31 protein-coding genes, 1 tRNA gene and 1 pseudogene are annotated in these 24,182 nt (G+C 61.6%); 3 read left to right on the top strand and 30 right to left on the bottom strand.

What is annotated here, in order from left to right; genetic code table 11:
• Positions 1–4 precede the first annotated feature (4 nt).
• From E2H86_RS10895 to E2H86_RS10805, 20 genes and pseudogenes are all read right to left on the bottom strand, one after another.
• Positions 5–340, bottom strand: a complete 336-nt coding sequence (locus E2H86_RS10895; protein WP_133327569.1) for a phage tail assembly protein — start codon at positions 338–340, stop codon at positions 5–7.
• Positions 341–367: 27 nt separating this feature from the next.
• Complete coding sequence (locus E2H86_RS10890; protein WP_133327567.1) at positions 368–883, bottom strand: phage major tail tube protein; 516 nt, start codon at positions 881–883, stop codon at positions 368–370.
• Between the two features lie 14 nt (positions 884–897).
• Positions 898–2,070: a phage tail sheath protein gene (locus tag E2H86_RS10885; protein ID WP_133327565.1), complete on the bottom strand. Its 1,173-nt coding sequence runs from the start codon at positions 2,068–2,070 to the stop codon at positions 898–900.
• An 87-nt stretch (positions 2,071–2,157) separates the two neighbouring features.
• Positions 2,158–2,589, bottom strand: coding sequence for a phage tail assembly chaperone (locus tag E2H86_RS10880; protein ID WP_133327563.1), 432 nt, complete (start codon positions 2,587–2,589; stop codon positions 2,158–2,160).
• 12 nt (positions 2,590–2,601) lie between these two features.
• Positions 2,602–4,551, bottom strand: a complete 1,950-nt coding sequence (locus tag E2H86_RS26215; protein ID WP_243744041.1) for a phage tail protein — start codon at positions 4,549–4,551, stop codon at positions 2,602–2,604.
• Positions 4,544–5,155, bottom strand: coding sequence for a phage tail protein I (locus E2H86_RS10870; RefSeq protein WP_133327561.1), 612 nt, complete (start codon positions 5,153–5,155; stop codon positions 4,544–4,546). The genes E2H86_RS26215 and E2H86_RS10870 overlap by 8 nt, the downstream gene beginning before the upstream one ends.
• Positions 5,152–6,066, bottom strand: a complete 915-nt coding sequence (locus tag E2H86_RS10865; RefSeq protein WP_133327559.1) for a baseplate assembly protein — start codon at positions 6,064–6,066, stop codon at positions 5,152–5,154. Before E2H86_RS10865 ends, E2H86_RS10870 begins: the two co-directional genes overlap by 4 nt.
• The gene (locus E2H86_RS10860) at positions 6,063–6,407 is read right to left on the bottom strand and encodes a GPW/gp25 family protein (protein WP_133327557.1); all 345 of its coding nucleotides are present in this window, start codon (positions 6,405–6,407) and stop codon (positions 6,063–6,065) included. The genes E2H86_RS10865 and E2H86_RS10860 overlap by 4 nt, the downstream gene beginning before the upstream one ends.
• Positions 6,404–6,979, bottom strand: coding sequence for a phage baseplate assembly protein V (locus E2H86_RS10855; RefSeq protein WP_133327555.1), 576 nt, complete (start codon positions 6,977–6,979; stop codon positions 6,404–6,406). Before E2H86_RS10855 ends, E2H86_RS10860 begins: the two co-directional genes overlap by 4 nt.
• Before the next feature lie 61 nt (positions 6,980–7,040).
• Positions 7,041–7,496 (bottom strand): phage virion morphogenesis protein, encoded by a 456-nt coding sequence (locus tag E2H86_RS10850; protein ID WP_133327553.1) that lies wholly within the window; start codon positions 7,494–7,496, stop codon positions 7,041–7,043.
• Positions 7,489–8,022: a phage tail protein gene (locus E2H86_RS10845; RefSeq protein WP_133327551.1), complete on the bottom strand. Its 534-nt coding sequence runs from the start codon at positions 8,020–8,022 to the stop codon at positions 7,489–7,491. The genes E2H86_RS10850 and E2H86_RS10845 overlap by 8 nt, the downstream gene beginning before the upstream one ends.
• Positions 8,006–8,272 (bottom strand): Rz1-like lysis system protein LysC, encoded by a 267-nt coding sequence (lysC, locus tag E2H86_RS26210; protein WP_243744040.1) that lies wholly within the window; start codon positions 8,270–8,272, stop codon positions 8,006–8,008. Before lysC ends, E2H86_RS10845 begins: the two co-directional genes overlap by 17 nt.
• A pseudogene (locus E2H86_RS26205) lies at positions 8,196–8,480 on the bottom strand (Rz-like lysis system protein LysB); the annotation flags it as partial. The gene lysC and the pseudogene E2H86_RS26205, both read right to left, overlap by 77 nt.
• Before the next feature lie 74 nt (positions 8,481–8,554).
• Complete coding sequence (locus E2H86_RS10835) at positions 8,555–9,388, bottom strand: N-acetylmuramidase domain-containing protein (RefSeq protein WP_133327547.1); 834 nt, start codon at positions 9,386–9,388, stop codon at positions 8,555–8,557.
• On the bottom strand, positions 9,385–9,699 hold the full coding sequence (locus E2H86_RS10830; protein WP_133327545.1) for a phage holin, lambda family: 315 nt from the start codon (positions 9,697–9,699) through the stop codon (positions 9,385–9,387). The genes E2H86_RS10835 and E2H86_RS10830 overlap by 4 nt, the downstream gene beginning before the upstream one ends.
• 39 nt (positions 9,700–9,738) lie before the next feature.
• Entirely contained in the window at positions 9,739–9,951 is a 213-nt protein-coding gene (locus E2H86_RS10825; RefSeq protein WP_133327543.1) for a tail protein X, read from the bottom strand.
• Complete coding sequence (locus tag E2H86_RS10820) at positions 9,951–10,427, bottom strand: head completion/stabilization protein (RefSeq protein WP_133327541.1); 477 nt, start codon at positions 10,425–10,427, stop codon at positions 9,951–9,953. Before E2H86_RS10820 ends, E2H86_RS10825 begins: the two co-directional genes overlap by 1 nt.
• A gap of 98 nt (positions 10,428–10,525) precedes the next feature.
• Positions 10,526–11,227 carry a phage terminase small subunit gene (gene gpM / locus E2H86_RS10815; protein WP_133327539.1) on the bottom strand — a complete coding sequence of 234 codons (702 nt, stop codon included), beginning with the start codon at positions 11,225–11,227 and terminating at the stop codon, positions 10,526–10,528.
• A 3-nt stretch (positions 11,228–11,230) separates the two neighbouring features.
• Positions 11,231–12,247, bottom strand: a complete 1,017-nt coding sequence (locus E2H86_RS10810; protein ID WP_133327537.1) for a phage major capsid protein, P2 family — start codon at positions 12,245–12,247, stop codon at positions 11,231–11,233.
• Between the two features lie 45 nt (positions 12,248–12,292).
• Entirely contained in the window at positions 12,293–13,132 is an 840-nt protein-coding gene (locus tag E2H86_RS10805) for a GPO family capsid scaffolding protein (RefSeq protein ID WP_133327535.1), read from the bottom strand.
• Between the two features lie 151 nt (positions 13,133–13,283).
• Between E2H86_RS10805 and E2H86_RS10800 the strand changes: the two genes are divergently transcribed.
• Positions 13,284–15,044: a terminase ATPase subunit family protein gene (locus E2H86_RS10800; RefSeq protein ID WP_133327533.1), complete on the top strand. Its 1,761-nt coding sequence runs from the start codon at positions 13,284–13,286 to the stop codon at positions 15,042–15,044.
• A complete protein-coding gene (locus E2H86_RS10795; protein ID WP_133327531.1) occupies positions 15,041–16,090 on the top strand; it encodes a phage portal protein in 1,050 nt (349 codons plus the stop codon). Before E2H86_RS10800 ends, E2H86_RS10795 begins: the two co-directional genes overlap by 4 nt.
• Before the next feature lie 30 nt (positions 16,091–16,120).
• On the opposite strand, the gene E2H86_RS10790 is transcribed toward E2H86_RS10795, so the two are convergent.
• From E2H86_RS10790 to E2H86_RS10770, 5 genes are all read right to left on the bottom strand, one after another.
• On the bottom strand, positions 16,121–16,504 hold the full coding sequence (locus E2H86_RS10790) for a hypothetical protein (RefSeq protein WP_133327529.1): 384 nt from the start codon (positions 16,502–16,504) through the stop codon (positions 16,121–16,123).
• A 107-nt stretch (positions 16,505–16,611) separates the two neighbouring features.
• On the bottom strand, positions 16,612–16,956 hold the full coding sequence (locus tag E2H86_RS10785) for a hypothetical protein (protein WP_133327527.1): 345 nt from the start codon (positions 16,954–16,956) through the stop codon (positions 16,612–16,614).
• Positions 16,957–17,558: 602 nt separating this feature from the next.
• Positions 17,559–18,140, bottom strand: coding sequence for a DUF4145 domain-containing protein (locus E2H86_RS10780; protein ID WP_165976056.1), 582 nt, complete (start codon positions 18,138–18,140; stop codon positions 17,559–17,561).
• An 88-nt stretch (positions 18,141–18,228) separates the two neighbouring features.
• Positions 18,229–18,304: transfer RNA gene (locus E2H86_RS10775), tRNA-Thr, on the bottom strand.
• Positions 18,305–18,402: 98 nt separating this feature from the next.
• Positions 18,403–18,651 (bottom strand): hypothetical protein, encoded by a 249-nt coding sequence (locus E2H86_RS10770; RefSeq protein WP_133327523.1) that lies wholly within the window; start codon positions 18,649–18,651, stop codon positions 18,403–18,405.
• A gap of 542 nt (positions 18,652–19,193) precedes the next feature.
• Here E2H86_RS10770 and E2H86_RS10765 point away from each other — a divergent pair.
• Positions 19,194–19,478, top strand: coding sequence for a DUF3077 domain-containing protein (locus E2H86_RS10765; RefSeq protein ID WP_133327521.1), 285 nt, complete (start codon positions 19,194–19,196; stop codon positions 19,476–19,478).
• A 307-nt stretch (positions 19,479–19,785) separates the two neighbouring features.
• Here the strand turns inward: E2H86_RS10765 and E2H86_RS10760 are convergent, their stop codons facing one another.
• From E2H86_RS10760 to E2H86_RS10740, 5 genes are all read right to left on the bottom strand, one after another.
• Positions 19,786–20,991 (bottom strand): methyltransferase, encoded by a 1,206-nt coding sequence (locus E2H86_RS10760; RefSeq protein ID WP_133327519.1) that lies wholly within the window; start codon positions 20,989–20,991, stop codon positions 19,786–19,788.
• Positions 20,992–21,135: 144 nt separating this feature from the next.
• A complete protein-coding gene (locus tag E2H86_RS10755; protein WP_133327517.1) occupies positions 21,136–21,825 on the bottom strand; it encodes an ABC transporter permease in 690 nt (229 codons plus the stop codon).
• Entirely contained in the window at positions 21,822–22,517 is a 696-nt protein-coding gene (locus E2H86_RS10750) for an ABC transporter permease (RefSeq protein WP_133327515.1), read from the bottom strand. Before E2H86_RS10750 ends, E2H86_RS10755 begins: the two co-directional genes overlap by 4 nt.
• Positions 22,518–22,571: 54 nt before the next feature.
• Positions 22,572–23,327, bottom strand: coding sequence for an ABC transporter substrate-binding protein (locus E2H86_RS10745; RefSeq protein WP_133327513.1), 756 nt, complete (start codon positions 23,325–23,327; stop codon positions 22,572–22,574).
• Between the two features lie 11 nt (positions 23,328–23,338).
• Positions 23,339–24,112, bottom strand: a complete 774-nt coding sequence (locus tag E2H86_RS10740) for an ABC transporter ATP-binding protein (RefSeq protein WP_133327511.1) — start codon at positions 24,110–24,112, stop codon at positions 23,339–23,341.
• Positions 24,113–24,182: the final 70 nt, after the last annotated feature.

The following is a 24,182-nucleotide window of genomic DNA, read 5'->3' as shown; positions in this document are numbered from 1 at the left end:
TCGTCTACGCAACGAGGGATGCGTCCGTCTTCGTCCGCTTCTGCAGCAAAAAACCGGTAACCTTCACACCAATCGCCACCAGATCGGCAGGGTCCAGGGCGCGGACCTCGGCCTCGATGAGCGGGCTGATGCGCGGTACCAGCTTGATCAGGGCGCCGACATCCATCTGCAGCAGGTCAGCGAGCTGGATACCGCGCAGCTCGCCGGACGATGGCTTGCGCAGGGTGATGACATCGAGAGTGGTATCGCCGCGTTTTACGGGGGTGTCCAACTCGACGGCGTTTTCGTCCAAGGCCTTCGGGGTGGCCTCGACGGTGACAGTGGCTTTTTCATTGTTCATGGGTGTTCAGTCCTTGCTGTTGTGGGGTCAGAGGCCAATTGCGCGGCGCTGGGCGGCCAGCATGTCCACGCCGTTGACGTTCTCGACGAAGTTGAGCAGGTCGATCTCGACCAGGACGGAGCCGTCCATGGTGAGCTTGTAGTAGCTGCAGGTGGTGGTGATGGTGTGCTCGGTGTCCTCGCCGGCCACGGCTTCGCCCATGTCGATGGTCTCGTGTCGACCACGAATCACGACTTCCACGGCGCTGACAGCTGCCGTGTCATCACGCTGATAGGCGCCGGCAAAGCGGATCATCAGGCCGGAGGCGCTCTGGTTTGCGAACTGGGTGATGACCTGCGAGTCGATGCCGCCGATCTTCCATTCCATCTGCAGGCCATCATCGGAGAAACCGAGATCGGCCTTCACCGGGCCATTCATGCCGCCGCCCCGGTACGCCTCCATCTTCCGGGCCAGGACGGGAACGGTTACGGACTTGGATACCCCCATGTAGCTCACGCCGTCATGGTAGGTGTTCATGTTCTTGAGCTTTTTGGGCAATGCCATTGTGCTGGCCTCCGTCAGCTATTGATGCGGCTGGCGAAGTCCGCCAGGTAACGGTCGGTGATGCGCTGGCGGAAGGTGAGATCTTCCAACGGCGGGACCGGGGTGTAGTCGTAATCGATGTACAGCTTGCCGGCCTTGAGGGTGTCCTCGGTGTTGGCTTCCTCGTCGTACCAGGCCTCACCGCCGATCAGGTAGCCGCCGGAGATCAGCTCGCGGAACTTGGCGTTGATGCCTTCGATGATGTCCCGCACCAGGGAGGGGTGCATGGGCTTGTCCATCGCCCACATGTGCGCCTCGGCCATGGTGTCGGCCAGCACCTGGGCGGTGCGGGTGTAGTTCTCGAAGGCGAACAGCGGATCGTCGGTGCAGGTCCGGCTGCCCCAGAAGCGGTAGCCATCGGCATTGATGAGGGTGGTGACCTCGTTGCCGTTGAGGTAGTTGGCATCGGTGGCGGGGTTCTGCAGGTCCCAGAAGACGTCGGCACTGATGCCGGTGGCGCCATTGACCGGGATGTTGGAGATCGTCTTGTGCCAGCCTGTGTCCTGGTCGATCTTGGCGCGCAGGCCCAGCGCACGGGCGACTGCCGGCGATACGTCGGTGGCGTCGGTGGTGGTGTTCCAGAACTCGAAGTCGGGCCAGATGACCATAACTTCGCGGGCGCCGAAGTTCTCGCGGTAGGCGACGGCCTCTTCTTTGGTCTTGCAACCGGAGGCGCTGACGTAGGCGAACGCACGCAGCTCCTGAGCGATCGAGACCAGGGCGGTGGCCACTGGCAGGGTGTCCAGTCCAGGCACGCCCAGGATGCGCGGGGTGACCTTGAGGCGCGTCTTGGCTGCCAGCAGGGCCTTCATGCCGGTGTACTTACCGTTCTCGTCGGTACCGCCAATGATGTTGCTGGTGGTTTCGGCGTCGGTGGCACCAGTAGCGACACGGACCACCACGGTGACCGGCTTGGTCTGGTCGGCGATCGCCTGCAGGCTGGCCGCGAGGGTGCCGTTGGTGCCGGCCTTGGCGATGGCGCTCTGCACGTTGGTGAGCAGTACGGGGGTGTTGAGCGGGAATGCGGTCGCATCGGCGTCGTCTGCAGTGCAGACCATGCCGACGATCGCGGTGGAAACGGTGCGGATCGGGCGCGTGCCCTCGTTGATTTCGACGACGCGCACGCCGTGATGGTATTCGTCGGCCATGTTGGTTGCCTGTGCAGTGGGATGACACTGCACAGGCTGCCGCGCGCGCGGGTCGCGGGCGAGTTGGTGGCCTTGTAGGCTGGCTTTTTACAGGACCTGCTCAGCGATCCAGGCCGGGGCGACTGGGCGTTGTGCCGAGTCGGGGAAGGCCTCGGTTTGGGGCCAGTCGCGCAGGGCCTGGCGATACACCAGCAGCTCGGCGAATTGCTCGGCGGTCAGCGTGGTGGCCAACTGCATGTCTTGCTCGTCACGGTGACGGGTCACAAGCCATTCGGTCGACGATACTTCGGCGTCACGCCAGGCGCGTTCATTGGCGGCCAGTTGCTCGGACGTTAACGCGATGACAGGCGGGTCTATAAGGATCGGCAGTCCTTCCTCATCATGGGATCGCACCTTGCCGGGCTCAGGTTCGGCAATGACAGCCAGAAAACGCTCCTGGGTAATTTCCTTGGCGTCAGTTGGAACCTCGATGTTAAGGCCTGGGATGTAACAGCATCCGGTCGTTGCGCTGTAAAGCATGGTCGTTTCCCCTCAGTTGCCAATGGCAAACCAGTAGTAAGTGCCCGCAACGATCGTTCCCGCCGAATCGCGAGCGGTGATGTTAAAGCCCATGACCGTGTTGGAAATTGCGTTGAGGTCCGTGCACGTCGAACCCGCATCAGATATGACGATGGGGAAGAAACAAGCATTGGGGAACGCAATATTGAAGCTTGTCGAAAGCGCGACGGCGTTGGTCGTCGCGTCATGGGCCTTTCTCCCCCACTGGATTACCAACCCGCCCAGCCAGGACGGGAATACGATATAGCCATTGGTGGTCAGGCTTGCCGTGAAGCCAAGGCGCAGCTTCTTGGGGGTCACGAACGAAGCATCGTTGGTGCCTGCGTCTACCTGATCCTGGGTTGCCAGCGCCAGGTTGCCCGTCGTCCAAGATTGATTCCAATCGCTCCATGTACCGGCTGAGTGCCGGTTACGGGTCCAGTGTGAGCTTCCCGCCCCACCATCGACCATGGCGATTTGCGCGGACTGATAGCCTGGTGCCCTTTCGATATGAATCAGGTGATACGACCCTGGCACCGGTGGGCAATTTAGCCCACTGGGGACTCGGTATATCCCCGTCAAGGATGCCAAGTTGGCATCAGCGATATCGGTACCTGGTGCGCCGATGCCGAACGCGGCCAGACCGGCTCGAAACTTCTTGGCGGTGACCATCGCGGTGTCATCGGTACCGGTCGTTACCTGAGCCTGAGTGGCGATCTTGGCCCACCCAAAGGCCGTTTCAGTTGCCTGCACGACGACCTTGGCAATCGCCTGAAACACCCGCAGCGGCGTCATTACCTTGGTGTTATCGGTGCCGGCCTCGGCCTCTGCTTGCGTCGCTTGGGCGGCGCGCAGCTTTTTCGGCGTGATGATCGTAGCGTCGTCGGTACCGGTCGTAACCTGAGCCTGGGTCGCCAGCTTGGCAGGGCCGGTCAAGCTCTCCGAGGCCGGATAACCATCGTTCGATATCCGCCTCCAGCTGATGACACTGGCGCCATCGGAGTACATTCCCTCGTACTCAATGCCGGTCGCCTCCCACACGCGATAGACAGTGATATCGACCCGCGGCCGGAATGCCTCGATATTCAACAGAGAGTTACGCGAGGTATCCGCGAACAGATCGGGAACACCAGCGGTAGCCTTGGCATTACCACCACCAAATCCAATATAGGTACCTGTCTGAGTGTGCTTGAGCAAAGTGCTGATGTAAGGTGCTTCATCCGTCAGGAAGCCTAGCTTGACGAGGGTGGCCCGCAATTTCTTGGGGGATACGATGGTGGCATCATCGGTACCCGCATCGACTTGGGCCTGGGTCGAAATCTTGGCCCACCCAAAGGCCGTTTCCGTGGCCTGCTTCACGACTTTGGCAATCGCCTGGAACACCCTAAGCGGCGTCATGATTTTGCTGTTTTCTGTGCCTTCCTCAGCCTCGACCTGCGAGGCACGCACCGTCTTGCTGTCGACATACTCCCGAGTGGCCAGCACAACGCTAGGGTCAATCTTGAGTTGCACGTTGCTCGAGCTGCTCACAATCAGGCTCATTCGCACTACCTGGGTGCGGCCCGAGCCCTGGCTCAATAGCGGCTTGTAGGTCGGCGCGCAGTTCGCTACTGCCACCAGGGCGCCGTCGGAGTCGTAGAGGCCGATCTCGCGAATCCAGCGGCCGCCGATATCAGCCGGAATGACTTGCTCGGCAACGATGATCGAGGCGTCTTTTTCGTCGACCCTCAACTGGTTCAGAGGTGCCCGGCGCCACTCGTTGAGCAGCGCCGTCCAAGTTGCCGAGGGCTGCGGCAGCGCGGGATTCTCTGCGCCGCTGGGGTTGCCATCCCCGACAGCCATGTGGGTGATCGTCCAGGGAACGCCAAGAGCATCGGCATTGGCCTGCTTTGCGGCCCCGGCATTGGTCAGGATCGCGTAAAACTGTGATGTCTGGTCAACCATGTTGAATGTCCAGGTAGTCGATAGTGTGTTCACGACCGCCGCGGCCGATGGAGCCGGTCACGTCAATGTCGCGGGCTGCGGGTGGGTATACGTCCAGCTCGTCACCGTCCTGAATGCTGGTCGCGATGAATAGCGAACCGGAGGTTTCGAGGCTGATCGCCAGGCCGGTCAGGTGTCGGCTGACCGGGCGGGCGTCATCGATCAGCCAGGTGAGTTCCTGGTAGGTCTCTTCGCTGATGCCTTCGTCCGAGACCCCAACGGTGATGGCGAAGGTGCCTGGTACGCCTTGTGGCTCGGTCTGCCACCACTCGATGACCTCGATGAGGTAGCCCAAGGGCTCAACGACGCGGCGCAGCGCGCCGATGGTGCCCTTGCGCGAGTGGATGAAGAATGACGAGCGGATGGCGCCGCGTTTGGCCGATTCCGGCCAGCGGCTGTCCCAGCGATCGACTGAAAAAGCCCAGGCCAGGAACGGCAGCAGTGCGGCAGGGCACCGATCAGGGTTCAGCAGGTCGCGGATCGGCACGGGCACACGCTCGATCTGCGCGAGCGCTTCAGCCGCCTGGCGTTCCAGGGCGGTTGCATTGCCAGGGAGCAGCCTCATTGGTCGCTGCCCTGGGTCAGGGTGATGCCGGAACAGTAGGGCGCCTGGCTGTCGGTCGCGTCGATGTCAGTCCAGTTATCCAGCTCAACCTTGCGCACGCCCTCAACATGCAGGGCGGCATGCACAGCGGATTCGGATACCTGCATACCCAGCCGGCGGCGCTGGTTCACGAATGTCTCCAGCTTCTCTTGGGCCGCTGCGAGCACGGGCTCTGCTTCCGGGCCCAGGGTCTTGAGATACAGAGTGGCTCTGACCTCATACGGGAGGACCTCTGCGCCCTGGACAATCAGGCGATCGGCGACCGGCCGGCGGTCCTCGTCGTCGAGGTATGAATAGACCAGGTCAATCAGCTCCTGGTCGGCGGTACCGTCCTCAAGCGCAGACTGGATTGTCACCAGGGCGACAGCCGGCGATGGGCTCTGTGCTGTTGCGTCCGCGACCCGGCCATCCGATGCCCTGGCGTGGAAAATGTATGAGTTGCGAGGTCCGGCGGTACTCAGCCCCTCGAACGCCATTTGTGCTCGCTCGCGCAGGGCGTCGTCTCCCTCCAGCTCCTGCGGGATGGGCGGTACGGCTTGCGGGTTCGCGGCCTGGATGACCAGCCGCGATACGTTGAAGTTGCCGGCGATCTGATCCAGGTCGCTACCAGCGGCCGAGCTGAGCATCACTGCCAGCGAGGCCTCATTCACGCGCTGCCGCCAGACCATTTCTCGGTAGGCGTTCTCCTGCACCAGCTTTGTGATGGGCTCGGACTCGAGTGCAAGGCGGCCGGCTATCTCCTCCTGTTCATCCTCGGGCCACAAGCTGATGGCATAAGCCTTACGCTCGGCCAGAATCTGCTCATAGTCGATCTGCTCGACTACCTGGGGGGCCGGCAACTGGCTAAGGTCGATCGGGAGGAATGTGTTCATGCGGTGCTCCCCTGTTGTAGCGGTATGCGGACGTTGAACTCTTCGTTGGTGTCGACCAGGACAGCGGTCATTTCCAATTCAGCCCGACCGGTGAGGTCGGGAATGTTCAGTTGCACCCTGATGAGGTTGATTCGGGGCTCCCAGCGGATCAGGGCCATCGCGGTTGCGGCGTACAGCCGGAGGCATGTCGCTTCGTTGAGCGGCTGGTCGATTAGCTCGGGCAGCAGGCTGCCGTACTCACGCCGGGCGATTCGCGTGCCGATGCGCGTGGTGAGAATGTCTTCGACGGACTGAGCGATATGCTCGCGTGTGGTCAGGGTTGAGCCGTTCCTGCGATTCATGCCGACGGTACTCCCGTTTTTCCGCTCCCGGTCTGCACGCCCCCGTGGGTGTGCTTGACGAGGCTGATCCCGGCGGCAACTACGTCTTCAGTCACGGTCACCAGTCCAGTGACGGTCTGGTCGCCGGTCTGGATGTAGTTACCTTCGTGCGTGATATCGCCGACGATGTGGATGCCGCCAGTGCTGATCAGCTCGGTGGTTCCTCCGTTCGGCAGCACGGCGCGCAGGTGGTGAGCCACGCTGTCGTACTCGACCACCGCGCCATCGGCGTAGGTGCGACGATGTAGGCCGGCCCGGTCGCCATTGGCTGGAATCAAGTCACTGAACACGCCAGTGACCGCGATGCCGTTCGCCAGCTGCCCGCTGGGCGAGAACAGCAACACCTGCTCGCCCACGGTGGGCGGGTCCCACTCCCGATCTGCACCAGCGCGCCAGGCCAGCCAGGGCAACCAGGTGGTGAGGATGCCGCCGGTTTCAACCTTCACGCGGGGTGGCACGTGCTGCACCTCGGCGATGAGGCCGAAGCGGATCAGGTTTTCCAACAGGCGGGAGAGTTCGGCGAGAGAGTTCATGCCGGCGATGGTCGCGCCACGCGTGCGCGAGCGCAGCCCGTGGCGACTGTAGAGACGGCCGCTACAGGCCTAAGTGGGCGAGCACCAGGTCCTTGAGCATGTCCTGGTCGTCAGGCGAGATGCCCAGCAGTTCTCGCTTCTCGTAGTGGGCCATCGGGCCGCGGTCTGCGATACGGTCACGCAGGCCGTACTGGTGGACCCTGGCGATACGGGCAACACGGCCGGTAAATCCTACGGTCACAGCCTTGGGGTCGCCTTTGGCCTTCATGTAGGTGGAGGTGCGCAACTTCTTGAACATCTGGGCCTTGCGCTTCACGCGGCCTTGCTTCTCGCGCAACTTGTGCGGCCGACGGGGCGTGAATGGGGTGCCGTCCGGGTTGTGCTGGGCCTGTATGCGCTTTTGCTGGCCCCGGCGCAGTTGCTGCGCCATGGCGCGTGCCAGCTTGGCCCGACCCGCCGGTTCAATCTGGCGCAGCAGTGGGCCGGCCCAATCTTCGAGGGCTTCGAGATCAGCCACGGGTTGGGCGCTTCGGGTGAGGCATGTTCAGGGCCATGCTGTCTGGGGCGGCTGGGGGTTGCCAGGACACAAGCGGTTCGCCGTCGGCATACACGGTGACCGGTCCTTGCTCCGCATAACCCTCGTACTGGGGTTCCTCGGCATGAGTAACATTGAAGCTGCCGTCTTCTTCCCGCTTGACGATGACCCGCTCGGTAAGGGGCAGAGTGATAGCCATATCGACCTTGGACCGGTCCAGCAGATCGGCCTCGAACTTGAGCCCCTCGGCGGACTTGTCCAGGTTGACCAGCAGTTCGGACTGGTTGGTCCGGAGCCAGCCTAGGATCGGGAGCATCACGCTGTCGGGGTGGCCGGCGAAGTCCGTGAGGATGATCTGCAGACTGTACCCATATTCAAACGACAGGCTCGCGGCCGCGGTGCAGCGTACTTTCCCCTGGTCGATGAACATGAGCAGGCGCTCGGGGTTTTTCTTGAGACCTGGCACGGACTCGAGCAGCAGGGTTCGTAGACTATCGGGCTTGTTCATGGGTCACCTGGTGCTGATAGACGCGATCGACCTGGGCGGCGCACTCGGCCCAGGCCAGCTCGGTGCGTTCCTGGTCACTGAGCAGTTGTCCGTTTTTCATCGGGGCCGTCGCTTCCAGCACGCAGGGCACCACTACCGGACAGCCACTCACGGTAAGCGTCGGCGCCGGTGATGGTGGGGCGCTGCCGCAGCCGGCGAGCAGCGTCAGGCAAAGGCTGGTCAGCCCAGTTCCGTAGTTCCTGGTTCTCATTCTTGAGGTCCTCGATCTGGCGCTCACGCTTGGCCAGGCCTGCTCGCAGTTCGCCCTGGAGTTGCAGCAGCTTTGTCTGGCCATCGCGCTCGCGCTCCAGGGTGGATTTCAGTTCGTTCGCGGTTGCCAGGTTGGCTCTGGCTTCGCCCTGGGCGGTATCCAGCTGATTCGACAGGTCTGCAGATGTTTGCTTTTCGCTTTCCAGCATCGATTTCTGCCACCACCCCCACAGCCCAGGGGCGGCGACCAATACGGCCAGCACTATCCCGGTGCGCAGGTCCATCACGCAGCCACCAGCCCGCGGTCCTGGTGCCGCTCGAAAGCGCGCTCCAGCTTCACGTCGTACAGGTTGCGCTGGTAGTCGGGGCCGTTGTACAGCTTCGCTACCGTCGCCCACTTCTGCGCCTTCAAGGCCTTGAGCAGGTTGGCGTCTGCTTCGATGTACCGGACGAAGGCCTCCAGGTGGTCCGCCTCGCTGTGATTCATAGCGTCCACGAACTCTTGAATGTTGGCGTAGCCCAGGCGCTGCCAGTGGTAGCCCATCACCTGGAAGGCACCCCAACTGCAGGATTCCAGGGCGGATTGCTCGTCGAGCTGGCGAGCTTGCGTCAGGCGCTGGTGCTCGGCCGTGCCGCCTATGTAACCGCCAGCCTTGGGGTTGACCAGGCTAGGGACCTGCTTGGCCAGTTGTTCGGCACGCTGGTGAAGCTGTTCCTGGTCATCGGTTGACGGCCGCACCAACTGCAGCCGGGTGTACATGACATGGCGCTCGTACAGGATTACCGGCTTACCGTTGTCCAAGAACCCCCGGCCCTTCGATTCGACCTCGTTCAGGGCATACACAGTCGCCACGGGGACGCCGAGGCGCTGAGAGGCCTGCACCAGATCGGAGTGCTTGAGCAGCTTGCCGGTGTCCTGCCCTTGAAGGCTGGCGAGAGTCTTGGTGCCCGCTATCCCATCGGAAACTAGTCCGACCTTCGCCTGATACGTCCGTACCGCCGCCTCGGTGGCATCGCCATAGGCGCCATCGGTGTTCAGCTTGGCGCCGTTTTCATTGAGTTTGCGCTGCAGCTCGCGCACCGCCTGGGAGCGGTCGCCGTGTCGAAGCGTGGTCATGCGGTTTCCTCTTTGCGTGTGAAGAACTTCTTCGCGGTTGCACGGGTGAACTCGACGCCAAGCAGGCCGATGACGCCGCCGAAGAACGGGGCCGCGGTCAGGGGAATACCCACCAGCGATAGCCCGTGGCTGGCCGACAGCGCTAGAGCGCCACACAGCGGCGCCTCGATCGCCATCCGGCGCCAGGACCCACCGCCGTAGATGACACGAAGGGCGGCGATGATGACCGCCAGGCAGCCGGCATACAGGGCCGGCCAGTTGTGTTCGAGCCAGGTAGCGAACCAGGCCCAGGTGTCGGGGCGGTCAGGCATGGGTTGGGTCCTTCCATGGTTTGGTGGTGGCGCGGTAGGTCAGTCCCATAGGCTCACCGTTTGGCGTTCGGGGGCTGCGGTCTGTTGATCCGGCAATGTGACCAGCAGGCCGGCGGGCAGCACTGGACCTTGATCGGCCAGACCGGGGTTGGCATTGAGCACGGCCTCGACGACGCCGGCCGTGCGGCCGTAGTGACGCCAGCACAGGGCGTCGACGGTGTCGTTTTGTTGGGTGCGTTTCTGCTCGGCCATCACAGCAGCTCAACCGTGGTGCGGGAGCGGCCGAGCAGATCACGCACAGCCCAGCGCTGGTCGCGACGGTAGTCGTCGATCGTCGGAGCGTCGGCGTCTGCTTTCTTGTCTCCGCTGGCCGTGCTGTCGTAGTTACGGTAACGCTCGCAGACCTCCGCACCGGCCGCGCACTCGACGGCACGCACGTACAGGTGCACGCGCTCGACGTTGGTGAGGTGGTCGTCATCTGGAACGCTACCCAGGGTTGTGAAGCCTTCGGTCTGCCGGGCCGCTCGCCACTTGCTCAGGTCCCGGTTGACTCCGATGATTGCAGCGACAACGGCGGTTTCGAGGCGGGCAGGGGTAACGCTGGAGTCGATGCGCAGGGTTTCCCGCAGCTTGTCCAGGTCAATGGACGGCCAGAAGGGGTTGCTGTTGATGTGGATGCCCGGTACCGAATCGCTCGACACCAGACCGCCGGCAATGAATCCACTCATGGTCGTTCTCTGAATAGGTCGGCGGTGGTCGGGGCTTCACAGCTGGGCCGTAGGCCGCTGATCCACCCCGAGCCGCCGGGGTTGCGCGGGACGCTCTGTTAACCGACCGGATCGGCAATTTTCTTGAGGAGGCGCTCAGCGCGCTCCAGGTCTTTCTTGCCACCACAGCTATCGTGCAGCTCGATGGCGCGCTTCATAAGGTCAACGCCGGCCTGCACGTTGCCGGGCTGGCCGGGGTTTTCTTCGTCAAGGCCCAGCACGGTGGTACGACCCATGGCCAGCTTCAGCTTGGCGCGGACCTGGTCCGGCATGTCCTCGTCGGCCGTAAGCTCGTCCGTCCTCTTCAGGATGTCCAGCGGGATGCTGCCGCCTGCCTTGAGTGCCTTGAATGATGCTTCGGCCAGCTCCTCGGCGACGGTGCACCCCGGCTTGCGGTTGAAGCGATCCGGCATCTTGAGCCCGTGCTGCAGCACGTACTCGGCGATATCAAGGCCGCCTGCCCAGTCGCCAGCGTCGAAGCGCCACACCATCACTGTGACGAGCACATCGTCCTGGGCGCCGCGACCAGCGCTCAACACGCCGGCAACGTAGTCCTCATATGCCGGAAGCAAGCCAGCTTTGAGCTGGGCACGTGCTTCCATTGATTGCATGCTCGACAGACGAAGCTGGTCCTGGTGCAACTGAGCGAGTTGCATTTCATAGCTGCTCAACCCAGCCATGAGCGCGGACGGGGCAGCGGACGCTGCGTCAAGCGCGGCGGTCGCCTTGATGAAATGACGTTTTGCAGGACTGAGGGCCATGGGTTAGGCCTCCAGCTCGATGTTTTCGATCAAGCAGCCGAGGCCGTAGTCTTCTACGACGTAGGCATCGTTGCTGGATTCGAAGTTCTCGATGCGGTTTTTGCTCGGGTTCTCCTGGGTGTAACGGCGGCGACCGTTGATCTGCCAGTAGATGGCCAGGTTTTCCAAGCTGGTGACCAAGGCCGCACCGTCGGGAACATACGGCACTTCGACCGGCTGCTTACCGCCCATCCGCTTCTGCGACAGGATCATGTCGGTGGCCAGCTTCTCCGACGCGGCTTGCTCTTTGTTCACGAGCGGGAAGTACTTGTCGTGCACCAGGTTGCTGCCCAGGATCACGACGATACCAGTGTCCTTGCGGTGCCAAGGGTCGATCAGGTTCGCTACAGCGTCGAAGATCAGCGCGTCCAGGTTGTTGTAGTCGGCACTGGAGCCGCTGCCGATCACGATCTTGCCGGCGACTTTACCGTCCTTGAGCACACGGGCAGGGGCATTATCGCGATACTGCTGCAGCCAGCCGATGTTCACATCTTGCAGCAGTGGGTTGGTGTCGCGGTTGGTGTTGGCCGCAGCAGAGGTGCCATTGAAGCCGATCATGATGCGGTCCAGTGCCTGGCGGCGCAGGATGGCATCGCGCAGCATGGTCTGGAATTCTGGGTGGCGCGCCCAGGCATCCAGCTGGGAGTAGCGGATCGCGGTGTCGAAGTCGGTCTGATGGGCTTCATAGCCTTGGCTGTCCAGACCGGACACGTCGCGAGGAATACGGACGCCGCTGCCGGTGGTGTCCGTTCGGCTGGCAATAGTGCTGCTGACGCCTACACCGATTTTCTCGCCCTTCAGTTCGTCGACGCCGATCATGCCGATCTTCGACAGGAAGTCGCTGGACTCCTGCATGCGGGATTCGAGTTTCTGTTGAACCGAGGGCGCTACGGTAAAGGTCTTGGTGGCATCGCTGACGCCGTTGAGCTTGGCGATCTGGTCCAGGTAAGCGCCGTACTGGGCGCGAGTTTCATTACGCATGGGGTGGTTCTCCGGTAATCCTTGGCTGGTTCAGGTCCTGTTGGATCAGCAGTCGGTGACAGCTGCGTTGCCGCCACCGCCGGAAACCGGCGGGCGATCCTTCTGGGTGTGGTCTTTGGTATCGCCCAGGCGTTTGACCAGGGCATCAAAGTCGGTGCTGAGCTTGGCGAACTTGTTCTCCAGCTCGGTGAAAGCCTTCTGCCCCTTTTCCAGGGCCTCGGCCTGTTCGGCGCCGTGGGTGGCCAGCTGGTCGATCAGCTCACCCAGCGCGTTGAAGCTGGCGGCGTCCTTGCCATCCTTTTCCTTGCCCTTGTTGATGAGGCCACTGACTTTGGCTCGTAGCTCGGCGAACATGCCGGGACTGTCAGTGAACTCTTCAAATTCGAATGCCGTCTCTTCGGCCACGCTGAAGACGTTGTCCTTATCCTTTTTGTGGCCGGCGCGGAACGACAGCGCCTCGGTGCCCAGGCTGGCAGGGGTGTCGGTCACGGCCAGACCCACCAGGTATGCCTTGCCGCTGTCGGCGAACTTCGGCTGCACTTCGATGCTGGTGTAGATCTTCTGGCCAGCTTTGTTCAGGGCTAGCAGCGCATCGTTTGGCTGCAGTTGCGCGAACAGTGCCAGTTTCTTGATGCCGGCGATCTCGACCTCTTCAGCCTTGCACGCCAGGACATCGCCGTAGGCGCCGAACTCACCCCCAGGCCAGTAGCCCTTGATGTGCTCGCAGTTGATCCGCGCACCGTAGGTGTTGGGGCTGTAGGTGCTGGCCATGTCTTCGATCCAGCTGCGCTCGATGTTGCGACCGTCGGTGGTCGCACCCTCGACAGCGACTCGGGTCCATTTGGAACGGTACTTTTTGGCGGAGTTGTCGGTATTGCCGGCCATTGTGGTATTCCTCGTTGCGGTGGCGGTGTGCCTGGCGATGAGGGCATGGTCGGCATCGCGTGTGGCCCCGGCAACGCGCTGCACTTGTAGGTCCAGGGGTTACAGCGCCGGGAGGTAGGGGATCACGCGCGCGGGCGGCAGCATCGGCGCCATGAACGCCACCATCTGTGAACTGCCTACTGATCACCGTCGCCACGCCAAGCACCTATATTGGCAGGGCTATCGCGTGTGCGAGATCGCCGAGCTGATCGGCGAGAAAGAGAAAACCCTCCACAGCTGGAAGGCGCGGGACGAATGGGATCGGGCCACGCCACTGGAGCGCATACAGGCCGCGACCGAGGCGCGCCTGGTTCAACTGTTGCTGAAGGACCCGAAGACCGGTACGGATTTCAAGGAGATCGACCTGCTCCATCGGCAGCTGGAGCGTCAGGCGCGCATCGAGCGGTACAAGACCGGTGGAAGTGAAACGGACCTCAACCCGGAGCTGGCGAAGCGCAACGAAGGGCCGAAGCGCAAACCCAAGCGCAACGAGATCGATGAAGAGCAAGTCGAGAAGCTGTTGGAGGCGTTCCTCGACGGTTGCTTCGACTACCAGAAGGACTGGTATCGAGCTGGCAACCAGCGCACCAGGGCGATCCTCAAGTCGCGCCAGATTGGCGCAACGTTCTACTTCGCCCGGGAGGCCCTGATCGATGCCCTCACGACTGGGCGCAACCAGATATTCCTGTCCGCCAGCAAAGCGCAGGCCCACATATTCAAGGCCTACATTCAGGCGTTCGCCCGAGACACCATTGGAGTTGAGCTGGCCGGTGACCCGATCATCCTGGCCAACGGCGCCGAGCTGCATTTCCTCGGCACCAATGCCCGTACCGCCCAGGGCTACCACGGCAACTTTTACTTTGACGAGTTCTTCTGGACGTTCAAGTTCAAGGAGTTGAACAAGGTCGCCTCGGGCATGGCGATGCAGAAGCAGTACCGTAGGACGTACTTCTCGACCCCCAGCTCGATGGCGCATGAGGCCTACAGCTTCTGGACGGGGGAGCGCTTCAACAAGGGCAAGCCTACCGCCCAGCACATCAAGCTGGACGTTGGCCACAACGCGTTGCAGATGGGCCGCCTTTGCGAGGACCGGATCTGGCGGCAGATCGTCACGATCCTGGATGCCGAAGAGCGGGGCTGCGACCTGTTCGACCTGGACGAACTGCGACTGGAGTACGACGCAGCAGCATTCCAGAACCTGCTGATGTGTGAGTTCGTCGACGACGGCGCGAGCATTTTCCCACTGGCCGTGCTGCAGCCGTGCATGGTCGACAGCTGGACCGAGTGGGCGGACTACAAGCCATTCGCCGCTCGACCTTTCGCCGATCGGCAGGTCTGGGTGGGTTACGACCCGGCAGAAACGGGCGATACGGCCGGACTGATCGTGGTGGCACCGCCTATGGTTCCCGGCGGGAAATTCCGGGTGCTTGAGCGGCACCAGTTCCGAGGGATGGACTTCGCCAGCCAGGCCGAGACGATCCGCAAGGTAACGCAGCGCTATTGGGTCACCTACATCGGCATCGACACGACTGGTATGGGTAGCGCTGTGGCCCAGCTGGTGCGCCAGTTCTTCCCTGGGCTGCGGACCTTCACCTACAACCCCGAGGTCAAGACGCGCCTGGTCATGAAGGCTTGGGACGTCATCACCAACGGCCGGCTGGAGTTCGACGCCGGCTGGACCGATCTCGCCCAGTCGCTGATGGCGATCCGCAAGACCATCACACCTGGCGGGCGCCAGTTCACTTACACGGCAGGGCGCAACGACACCACCGGCCACGCCGACCTGGCTTGGGCGCTCTTTCATGCACTGCACAACGAGCCGCTGGAGGGCCAGACCGTGGCCAACACCGGCATCATGGAGATCTATCAATGAGTAAAGCGCGCAAGAACCGGCCGAGCGGCGGCGACCTGGTGCAGCAACCCAGCGAAGGCGAGCTGTTGACCAAGGGCGCGGGGGGCCAAGCCATGTCGTTCACATTCGGTGATCCGGTTCCGGTGCTGGATGGGCGCGAGATCCTGGACTACTTAGAGTCCTGGTCCAATGGGCGGTGGTATGAGCCTCCGGTCAACTTCGACGGCCTGGCCCGGTCGACCAGGGCCAGCGTGTATCTGCAGTCCGGACTCACATTCAAGCGCAATATGCTGGTGCGCAGCTTCGTTCCCCACAAGCTGCTGAGCCGGCAGGCCTTCGAGCAGATCGTCATGGACTGGGGATGGTGCGGCAACCTTTACCTGGAAAAGCACGACAACATGCTCGGCCGGGCGCTTGGGCTGCAGCCCTGCCTAGCCAAGTACATGCGGCGGGGGACCGACCTGAACACCTATTACCAGGTGCGGGGCTGGAAGGACGAGCACGAATTCAAGACGGGCACCGTCTGCCACCTGCGGGAGGCCGACATCAACCAGGAAATCTACGGGCTGCCGGAATGGATGGCTGCCCTGCAGAGCGCGTTGCTCAACGAGAGTGCGACCCTGTTCCGTCGTAAGTACTACCAGAATGGCAGCCACGCGGGATTCATCCTGTACATGACCGACCCAGCCCATAACGAGAAATTCGTCGATGACCTGCGGGATGCCATGAGGAACAGCAAAGGCCCTGGCAACTTTCGTAACCTGTTCATGTACGCACCAGGTGGCAAGAAAGACGGTATTCAGCTGCTTCCGATCAGCGAGGTGGCGGCGAAGGATGATTTCGGTGCGATCAAGAACATCAGCCGCGACGACCTGTTGGCCGCCTTGCGAATACCACCGCAGTTGATGGGGATTGTTCCGCAGAATGCTGGTGGGTTTGGCTCCATTAAGGAGGCGACCGAAATATGGACGCGAAATGAGCTAGAGCCTATCCAAGCCAGGTTAGGGCAGATCAACGACTGGATAGGGGATCAGGTAATTCGCTTCCTGCCATTCGAGCAGGCATAAAAAATGGCCGCTCTAAGCGGCCATTTTTGTTCACGCCGCGTCGGCGTCGAAGTCTTCCTGTTCCGCAAGTTCTTCTTCAGCGTCAGGGGCGGGAGCGGCCGGTTGACGTTTCACCGATACTAGGTCGGTCACATCACTCCACTCCTCCATACGGAAGACATGAACGCGCCGGACGTACTGGCAGAAGCTTGGCGCTTTGCCTTGTAGGGCCGATTGAAGCTGCATGATCGCGGTAATTGGGTTCTGCTCTGCCTCAGTGTGATAGAGCGACCCCTGCGGGTGTGCAGTGAATCCACAGCTAGCCAACGCGGCAGGGATTTCTGTCTGATAGATTTTTGTGCGCTGGGCAGGGGACAGGCCAGCTGCCTTCATTGCCTTGGTATCGAGATCAAACGCAATCGCGTAGTGAGCCATCTTGTTGAGCCTTTATTGGTTACGCCGACCCGCTCGGCACCCGTAAATCGTCGTCAAAGACAACCAAATTGTCCAGTGCTCTTCGAGCCGTGGCGTAATCTTTAGGGCTAGATGTCACTGATGGGAAATGCCTTCCCTGCCGCCCCACTCATCCTTTCCTGGATACTAGCCGCCTCTTCCGGTGTCATCAGGTTGCCGATCATTCCCCAGGTTCCGACGCTGTGTCGGCGCCTCTGCCCTTCACCATAGCCCCCGTTCTTTTGCAGCTGTAGCGTCCGCAATCTGGCTGTCAGGTCTGCATTGATCTCTACCAACTTCTCTATGTTGCGCTTCGCATTCATTAGGTCCCGGCGCAACTCATCATTCTCGTTGCAGAGCATGTCGCACTGTTGCTCCAACAGCTCCTGGTGCGATGGCATGCCCAACTCGAAGCCACTGTCATCGATGTCCATCGGTTCGCCTTCTATACTGGATGCCTATACAGTACCCGGTTTCTCCGAGTTGAGCGAGGACGCCCGTCGACCTAATCGGCTATCGGCACCTGGACCCCGGCGCGCGCCCTCGTCCCCCCGCCACGCCTGCGGGCTAAACGTGTCGGAATTTCCGCACCCCTGCAGGGTGCTGGCAGGCCCTACGGCGTTAGGGCTGATCAGGATGTGAGTGCATGAACATTTCTGCGGATCCCTGCACCTGGAGAGGTTTGGCAGGCAGTTATGCGCGCTTTCTGTACGGGATATGGGGAGGGGGCTGAAAAAGAGTAATCACCGTAACCGGATGGGGTAGCACAAGGTCTAGGCCACGTATTCATTGGGCCTGGGCGGTTACAGATGGGAGTAATAGAGAGGTAATGGAAAAGGTAATTTTATGATAAATGATTGATTTTAAAGGATTTTGACTAAGCCGTTTATCACTAAAACAAAAGGTAATCTGATTACTATTTGGTTACTAAGAAATCACTTTCCGGCAAAACAATGAGGCCGCAATTTCCTTGGCGTGCAGTGGAAAAAATAGTCAGGATTACTGAAGTTACTCTTTTTTTGCCCCCCCCAATACCCTAAGGGACAGGGTCAGACGCAGGGGCGGGCGCGTGCGTAGAGGCGGCTAACACCATCAACTTCTTCAGAGCCCATTCGCACATTTCGCCCATCGAGATGGCTTCATCGAAGCTGATCTCGTTCAGATGCACTGCTTCATTGCGAATGCGCCTAAGTCGTTCCAGTACCTGGTAGGTACCGTCGTCAACCACCCCCTGCCCATGCAGACGCTTGACCAGCACATAGAGTGGAACGCCAATCTGGTATGCGCCGGTCTCTCTGCCCAACTCTTGTAAGGCCAGTTCAACGGGAGCCCATGCACTTAGAACTGCGGCGCGAGGGTCAATCTGCGCCAGTTGCCGGATGGCTGGGGTCGGTTCCTCAGGTACAGCGATGGCATTGTCGCCGCTATTCCCTTCCACCTTCTCTCTCGCGGCTTCCAGCTCTTGGCCCACGTCGATCTGCCAATCCTTGTACTTGAGGGTGCGGATCAACGGGACGACCTTTCCCAGCGGCGTTCGAAGCATGAACACCGAGGCCACCGCGGCTCCTGGCCAAGCCAGTGATCCGACAATCGATGCGAAGAATTGCAGCCAATCCATGGAGCACCTCAAAGCCGCTCTTGGTACGTGCGTTGGTACGTGCAGGGTAAAAAAAAGGGCCTGCATTGCTGCAAGCCCTTGATTTATATGGTGCCGGCACCAGGAATCGAACCCGGGACCTACTGATTACAAGTCAGTTGCTCTACCAGCTGAGCTATACCGGCAATGGGGCGTCATTATAGCGATCAGGGGGCGGCTGTAAACCACTTCCTTGCGTTTGCGTGCAAACGAGCTAAGTCACCGGCTTAAAAGGAGATTTTTCCTACCAGCCACGGTGGATGGTGTTGACGCTTGGCTCGGTCTTGCCTGGGTTGAAGAACAGCTTGTCGTTGTCGCAGCCGCGCTTGCGGCAAGGGCTCTCGTGGCGGATGGGCAGGCCGTTGTCGCCGCCCAGCTGCATGCCAGGCGTGTTCCAGTCGAGGTTGCTGCCGTGCGGGGCCGGGTTGCCGCTGGCGCAGGCGGCCAGGGCCAGGGTGGAGGTCAGCAGGGCAAGGGCTTTGGCTTTGGGCACGATGTTTAGGTCCGATAGTCCATTGTCGATCTGGCGCAACGCCAGAGGGTCGCGGGGGCTGGCGGGCAGCGCGCGACTCGGTTTTCTAGGTATTTAGGGTGGGGATGATACATCGTTCGGGTTTGGCGGTGGATGGTACGGGCTGCGCCCGTGTTCGCGGGCAAGCCCGCTCCCACAGGGACCGCGCCGACTTTTTCATTTTGAGCCAAGAGGCGCAGATGTCAGGGATTTCTGAAACTGGAACTGGATGCCTCGTGAGTGGATTGTATCGGACGTATCCTACGAGCGCTGGCGAGGTACTGCCGTAGGCGGGGAAGGGCTTCAGGGATAACGTTTCCAAGCCGCCTAGCAGGGCGGTCGGGCGTGAGAACCTGATCAAGAATCCAACGTCAGCATCCTCCATGGCAGCTGTGCTCGGGCAGACTATGTCTGGCCGAGAGTTTCTGGATTCGCTCGGTTTCTCACCCCGCGCACCGCTGCCACCCTAACCCGTGAGAAAGGTTGATGTGGCGGCTTCTGAGGCTCGAATCCGGAAAATCGTCATGAAAAATTCTGATGTGACTCAACCCAAACCCGTAGTCACCGCAGGCATCGAAACCTTCCTAGAGGTAGGCGCTTCGTCGGTCGACTTGCTCCGGGTCCAACCCGGCATCCCGATCGATGATGTCTACGAACAAGTCTCGATTCTGCTCGGATACATCAAGCACTTGCTGCGTGAAGGTGACCTTGAAGACGATCACAAACTGCTAGGCGCAGCGGATTACCTCACCAACCTGGCCAAGGCCCTGATGAACGATATCGAAATCGCCAGGAACGGCTTGCATTGATCGAGCGCGCCCTATCGCCGACATCCACGGCGATAGGGACAAAACACAGCGAAAAACACGATACAAAGCCCCCAAATCGCGAATACCGGTGGTGCGTCAACAACCACATCAAAGGTTTATGCACAAGAGGCATCAGTGACTTTTGCCTAGAGCGTGCCAATTCACATAACCACCGGTCTTTGCGCAAACGCCTGTTTTCATTGGCCTGGAGCGGTACCCCGGAATAAGCCGAACCCTTTAAATAGCGCCCGGATCCAACCATTCATCAAAAGCTTGTTCACAGAGTTATCCACAGGCTGTGCTGTGGCTAAGTGTCGCGTTCGGCCAGTAGCAACAGATTGCGTGGTGTGAGCGGGTAATCACAGAACAAGCCCAGGCTGACCCGATAGCCTTGTTCTTCGAGAAACAGCGCGCGGTCGAGCACCAACCATAGTTCCAAGGGGCGGCGGAACAGGTTGCGCACGCGTTCGAGGTTGCGTACCTCGGCCAGGCGCTGCCAGCCGGCGGCTTCCAGGGCCGCCCAGTCCGGTTGGCCGCGTAGCTCGACCTGACGCAGCTCCGCCAGCTCGCGACAGTACTGCTCGAACGGTTTGTCCAGCCACGCGATCGGCAACGAGGGGGTGGACAGGTATTCGTCACGTTGGCGTTGCTCGCGTTGCAGCAGGTCGAAGCCCAGGCGCCGGGCCATCGAGCAGTCACGCTGGTGGCGCACGCGGGCGCTGGCGGTGACGGCCTCGTTCAGCGGCAGGCCGAGGTCGGTCAGGCTCAGCGCCAGTGACGAACGCTGGGCGGCTGTGGATAACGGCTGGTAGTGCGCGCCCGGGATGCGGTTGTAGCAGCAGGGCGCTACCGCGACGTGGCGGCAGCCGCGCTGGCTGGCCAGGCGCAACAACTGCACGTGCAGCTCGCCGCAGGCGTGCAGGGCCACCACGCTCTTGTCACTGCCCAGGTGTTCGGCACTGCTGGGGTCCATGACGTCCTGGCGCACGTGCGTCGCCGGCAACTGATGGTGGTCGCTCAGCGCCTGACCGGCTTCGACCAGGGCCGGATCGTACTCCAGGCAGGTCAGTTGCTGGCCGGGCTGCAGCAGGCGACGGCCGAGGTGGCCCTTGCCCGAACACCAGTCGAGCCAATGACGGGTTTGTTGGCGAAAGCCCAGGCGGCGGCTGAAGGCTTCGATCTGCTGCCACTTGCGCCCAGGCACGTTGACGTCGAGGCGGTGCCCGGCCTGGAGCAGACCAGTGTCGGGCAGCTCACCCACCGCTGAGAGTTGCCGGGCCTGGGCCGCCAGTTGCGGGAAGGGCGCGGGCAGGCTTTGCGTGTCGAGGTCGGCTTCGGCGTCGGCGAGGGTGCACTGGCGCAGGTGGGCGGCCAGTTCGGGGTGGGTGGTTTCCCAGTCCAGACGCAGGGCGGTGAAGGGCCGGGGTTTCCACAGCGGTTGGTGCTCGGTCAGGAACTGGTCGAGGGCCTGGAAGCGTTCGGCTAGGTAGTGGCTGTGGAGGATGGAAGGCATGGTGGTTTTACAGATGTGGGGGTGTTTTCGGGGGCTCTTTCGCGGGACAAGCCCGCTCCCACAGAATCTTTACCGGCTGTACATACAGCGGAAAACCTGTGGGAGCGGGCTTGTCCCGCGAAAGGCTGCAAGCAGCCTCAGGGGCTAGCGGCCCTGGCTCGCGTCGACGCGCAACCAGCGCTCCAGTAACTTGAAGCCTTGCACCAGCACGAACGAGATCACCAGGTAGAACACGCCGGCGGCGAAGAAGATCTCCACCGGCAGGTAGGTCCGAGCGATGATCGTGCGGGCCATGCCGGTCAGTTCCAGCAGGGTCACGGTACTGGCCAGGGCACTGGCCTTGAGCATCAGAATCACTTCGTTGCTGTACGCCGGCAGGCCAATGCGCGCAGCGCGAGGCAGCATGATGTACAGCAGCGCCTGCCCCCGCGACATGCCCAGGGCTCGCGCTGCTTCGATCTCGCCTTTGGGGATGGACTGCAGCGCCCCGCGCAGGATCTCGGCGATGTAGGCCGCGGTGTGCAGGGTCATGGTCAGCACGGTGCACCAGAACGGATCGCGCAGGTACGGCCACAGGCTGCTCGAGCGTACCGCGTCGAACTGCGCCAGGCCGTAGTAGACCAGGAACAACTGCACCAGCAACGGCGTGCCGCGGAAGAAGAAAATGTAGCCGTAGGGCACGGCGCGCACGTACCAATGGCGGGACGAGCGGGCGATGCCCAGCGGAATGGCCAGGATCAGACCGGCGACCACCGCGATGGCCACCAGCTCCAAGGTCAGGGTCGCGCCTTGGGCCAGGCGTGGCAGCCACTTGATGATGACTTCCCAATTCATTGTTCGGCCCTCGCAAAGCCGCGAGCGGCGCGTTTTTCCATGAAGTGCATGCCGATCATGGCGACGACCGTCAGGCTCAGGTAGATGCAGGCCGCGACCATATAGAAGGTGAACGGCTCCTTGGTCACGGTCACGCCGATCTGCGCGTGGCGCATGATTTCTTCAAGGCCGATCACCGACACCAGGGCGGTGTCCTTCATCAGGATCATGAACAGGTTGCCAAGGCCCGGCAGGGCGATGCGCCACATTTGCGGGAGGATGATCCGCGCGAGAATCCGGCCTTTACTCAGGCCGAGGGCCAGGCCGGCTTCACGGTGCCCCTTGGGGATCGCCAGGATCGCGCCGCGAAACACTTCGGTGGCGTAGGCGCCGAAGCATAAGCCCAGGGCGATCACGCCGGCGGCGAAGGCATTGAGTTCCAGGCCAGGCAGGTGCAGGGCTTCGCCGAGGCTGTTCATCAGCCCGACAGTGCCGAAATAGATGAGCAGGACCCAGAGCAGTTCCGGCACGCCGCGCACCAGGGTCGAGTAAAAGCCGCCAAGCCATTGCAAGGGCTTGACCGAGGACGTTTTGGCCAGGGCGCCGAGCAGGCCCAGGACCAGCCCCAGCAGCAGGGCGCAGAGCGCCAGTTTTACGGTCATCAGGGTGCCGGCCATCATGGCCGGACCGAATCCGTGCAGGTCAATATTCATGGGCAGGTCATTCTAGGGACAGGCGCGCCACGAGGGCGCGCCGGTCAGGGCGGATCATTCGATGCTGAACGGGAAGTACTTGTCGTTGATCTTCTTGTACGTGCCGTCGGCCTTGATTTCGGCCAGGGCCTTGTTCAGGTCGTCGCGCAGCTTGGTGTCACCCTTGCGCACGGCAATGCCGATCTTGTCGCTGTCCATCACCGGCTCGCCTTTGAACTCGAAGTTCGAGCCATCTTTGCTTTTCAGCCACTCGTACTGCACGTACTTGTCGGCCAGGATGCCGTCGATACGGCCGGACACCAGGTCCAGGTAGGCATTTTCCTGGGTGTCGTACAGCTTGATGTCGATGTCGCTGCCGTAGTTGTCTTCCAGCCAGGTACCGGCCAGGGTCGCGCGCTGGGTGCCGATGGTCTTGCCTTTGAGGTAGGCCTTGTCGGTCTTGAAGTCGACGTTCTTCGGCGCGATGAACTGCAGCTTGTTGGAATAGTAGGGGTCGGTGAAGTCGACGGCCTGCTTGCGCTCGTCGGTGATCGACAGCGACGACACCAGGAAGTCGAACTTCTTGGCGTTCAGGGCCGGAATGATACCGTCCCAGTCGGAGGTGACGACCGAGCACTCGACCTTCATCTTGGCGCACAGGGCGTCACCGATGTCCTTGTCGAAGCCGACCACGTTACCGCTGGCGTCCTTGTTGTTGAACGGCGGGTAGGCGGCTTCGATGCCCATGCGCAGTTTTTCCGCGGCCAGGGCGTTGGCCGAAAACACCAGCGTGGCGGCAGCGGCCAGGAAGAGTTTCTTGTAGGTCTGCATGTGTTGCTCCGTTAGCGGTGGCTGGACATGAATTGCTTGCAACGCGCCGAGGTCGGGTTCTCGAACACCTGCTGCGGCGATCCTTGCTCTTCGACCAAGCCCTGGTGCAGGAAGACGACTTCACTGGACACCTGGCGGGCAAAGTTCATTTCGTGGGTCACCAGCAGCATGGTGCGACCTTCTTCGGCCAGCGCGCGGATGACATTAAGCACTTCCTGGACCATTTCCGGGTCGAGCGCCGACGTCGGCTCATCGAACAGGATGACCTTGGGCTTCATGGCCAGGGTGCGGGCGATGGCGGCACGCTGTTGTTGGCCACCGGAAAGCTGGGCGGGGTAGCTGTGGCGCTTATCAAAGATGCCGACTTTGTTCAGCAGCGCCTCGGCAGCTTCGACGGCCTTGGCCTTGCTCTGGCCGAGCACGCGGCGTGGCGCCTCGATGATGTTGTCGAGAATCGACATGTGCGGCCACAGGTTGAAGTTCTGGAAGACGAAGCCGATTTCGCTGCGCAGGCGGTTGATCTGGCGGTTGTCGGCGGCGATCAGGTCGCCATTCTTGGCGGCCTTGAGCTTGAGGGCTTCGCCGGCGACGAGGATTTCGCCCTGGTGCGGGTTTTCCAGCAGGTTGATGCAGCGCAGCAAGGTGGACTTGCCGGAGCCGGACGACCCCAGGATGGAGATGACGTCGCCGTCGCGCGCAGTCAGCGAAATGCCCTTGAGAATCTCCTGCTCGCCATAGCGTTTGTGCAGGTTGCGGATTTCCAGCGCGGGCGTGGCCTGGGCCATGTGCGGTCCTCATGTATTCGGGTGCGTTCCCAGCTGTTGGCGGCCTTCCTGGCGAGCGCCACGCTAGCAT

It is taken from the genome of Pseudomonas putida (genome assembly GCF_004357765.1).
In the GTDB taxonomy this organism is placed as follows: Bacteria; Pseudomonadota; Gammaproteobacteria; order Pseudomonadales; family Pseudomonadaceae; genus Aquipseudomonas; species Aquipseudomonas putida_U.
The sequence above is the reverse complement of the archived record's forward strand: the minus strand, read 5'-3'. Positions and strand labels throughout refer to the sequence as shown.

Bases quoted from the DNA above. Each gene is read 5' to 3' on its own strand.
- E2H86_RS10755 (WP_133327517.1), bottom strand. From the start codon at position 21,825: ATGAATTGGGAAGTCATCATCAAGTGGCTGCCACGCCTGGCCCAAGGC.
- E2H86_RS10855 (WP_133327555.1), bottom strand. From the start codon at position 6,979: ATGAACTCTCTCGCCGAACTCTCCCGCCTGTTGGAAAACCTGATCCGC.
- E2H86_RS10765 (WP_133327521.1), top strand. From the start codon at position 19,194: ATGAAAAATTCTGATGTGACTCAACCCAAACCCGTAGTCACCGCAGGC.
- E2H86_RS10870 (WP_133327561.1), bottom strand. From the start codon at position 5,155: ATGAGGCTGCTCCCTGGCAATGCAACCGCCCTGGAACGCCAGGCGGCT.
- E2H86_RS10845 (WP_133327551.1), bottom strand. From the start codon at position 8,022: ATGAACAAGCCCGATAGTCTACGAACCCTGCTGCTCGAGTCCGTGCCA.
- E2H86_RS10860 (WP_133327557.1), bottom strand. From the start codon at position 6,407: ATGAATCGCAGGAACGGCTCAACCCTGACCACACGCGAGCATATCGCT.
- E2H86_RS10795 (WP_133327531.1), top strand. From the start codon at position 15,041: ATGAGTAAAGCGCGCAAGAACCGGCCGAGCGGCGGCGACCTGGTGCAG.
- E2H86_RS10780 (WP_165976056.1), bottom strand. From the start codon at position 18,140: ATGGATTGGCTGCAATTCTTCGCATCGATTGTCGGATCACTGGCTTGG.
- E2H86_RS10740 (WP_133327511.1), bottom strand. From the start codon at position 24,112: ATGGCCCAGGCCACGCCCGCGCTGGAAATCCGCAACCTGCACAAACGC.
- E2H86_RS10890 (WP_133327567.1), bottom strand. From the start codon at position 883: ATGGCATTGCCCAAAAAGCTCAAGAACATGAACACCTACCATGACGGC.
- E2H86_RS10810 (WP_133327537.1), bottom strand. From the start codon at position 12,247: ATGCGTAATGAAACTCGCGCCCAGTACGGCGCTTACCTGGACCAGATC.
- E2H86_RS10825 (WP_133327543.1), bottom strand. From the start codon at position 9,951: ATGGCCGAGCAGAAACGCACCCAACAAAACGACACCGTCGACGCCCTG.
- E2H86_RS10885 (WP_133327565.1), bottom strand. From the start codon at position 2,070: ATGGCCGACGAATACCATCACGGCGTGCGCGTCGTCGAAATCAACGAG.
- E2H86_RS10805 (WP_133327535.1), bottom strand. From the start codon at position 13,132: ATGGCCGGCAATACCGACAACTCCGCCAAAAAGTACCGTTCCAAATGG.
- E2H86_RS10785 (WP_133327527.1), bottom strand. From the start codon at position 16,956: ATGGACATCGATGACAGTGGCTTCGAGTTGGGCATGCCATCGCACCAG.
- E2H86_RS10835 (WP_133327547.1), bottom strand. From the start codon at position 9,388: ATGACCACGCTTCGACACGGCGACCGCTCCCAGGCGGTGCGCGAGCTG.
- E2H86_RS10865 (WP_133327559.1), bottom strand. From the start codon at position 6,066: ATGAACACATTCCTCCCGATCGACCTTAGCCAGTTGCCGGCCCCCCAG.
- lysC (WP_243744040.1), bottom strand. From the start codon at position 8,272: ATGAGAACCAGGAACTACGGAACTGGGCTGACCAGCCTTTGCCTGACG.
- E2H86_RS10895 (WP_133327569.1), bottom strand. From the start codon at position 340: ATGAACAATGAAAAAGCCACTGTCACCGTCGAGGCCACCCCGAAGGCC.
- E2H86_RS10800 (WP_133327533.1), top strand. From the start codon at position 13,284: ATGAACGCCACCATCTGTGAACTGCCTACTGATCACCGTCGCCACGCC.
- E2H86_RS10880 (WP_133327563.1), bottom strand. From the start codon at position 2,589: ATGCTTTACAGCGCAACGACCGGATGCTGTTACATCCCAGGCCTTAAC.
- E2H86_RS10820 (WP_133327541.1), bottom strand. From the start codon at position 10,427: ATGAGTGGATTCATTGCCGGCGGTCTGGTGTCGAGCGATTCGGTACCG.
- E2H86_RS10790 (WP_133327529.1), bottom strand. From the start codon at position 16,504: ATGGCTCACTACGCGATTGCGTTTGATCTCGATACCAAGGCAATGAAG.
- gpM (WP_133327539.1), bottom strand. From the start codon at position 11,227: ATGGCCCTCAGTCCTGCAAAACGTCATTTCATCAAGGCGACCGCCGCG.
- E2H86_RS10745 (WP_133327513.1), bottom strand. From the start codon at position 23,327: ATGCAGACCTACAAGAAACTCTTCCTGGCCGCTGCCGCCACGCTGGTG.
- E2H86_RS10760 (WP_133327519.1), bottom strand. From the start codon at position 20,991: ATGCCTTCCATCCTCCACAGCCACTACCTAGCCGAACGCTTCCAGGCC.
- E2H86_RS10750 (WP_133327515.1), bottom strand. From the start codon at position 22,517: ATGAATATTGACCTGCACGGATTCGGTCCGGCCATGATGGCCGGCACC.
- E2H86_RS10830 (WP_133327545.1), bottom strand. From the start codon at position 9,699: ATGCCTGACCGCCCCGACACCTGGGCCTGGTTCGCTACCTGGCTCGAA.
- E2H86_RS26215 (WP_243744041.1), bottom strand. From the start codon at position 4,551: ATGGTTGACCAGACATCACAGTTTTACGCGATCCTGACCAATGCCGGG.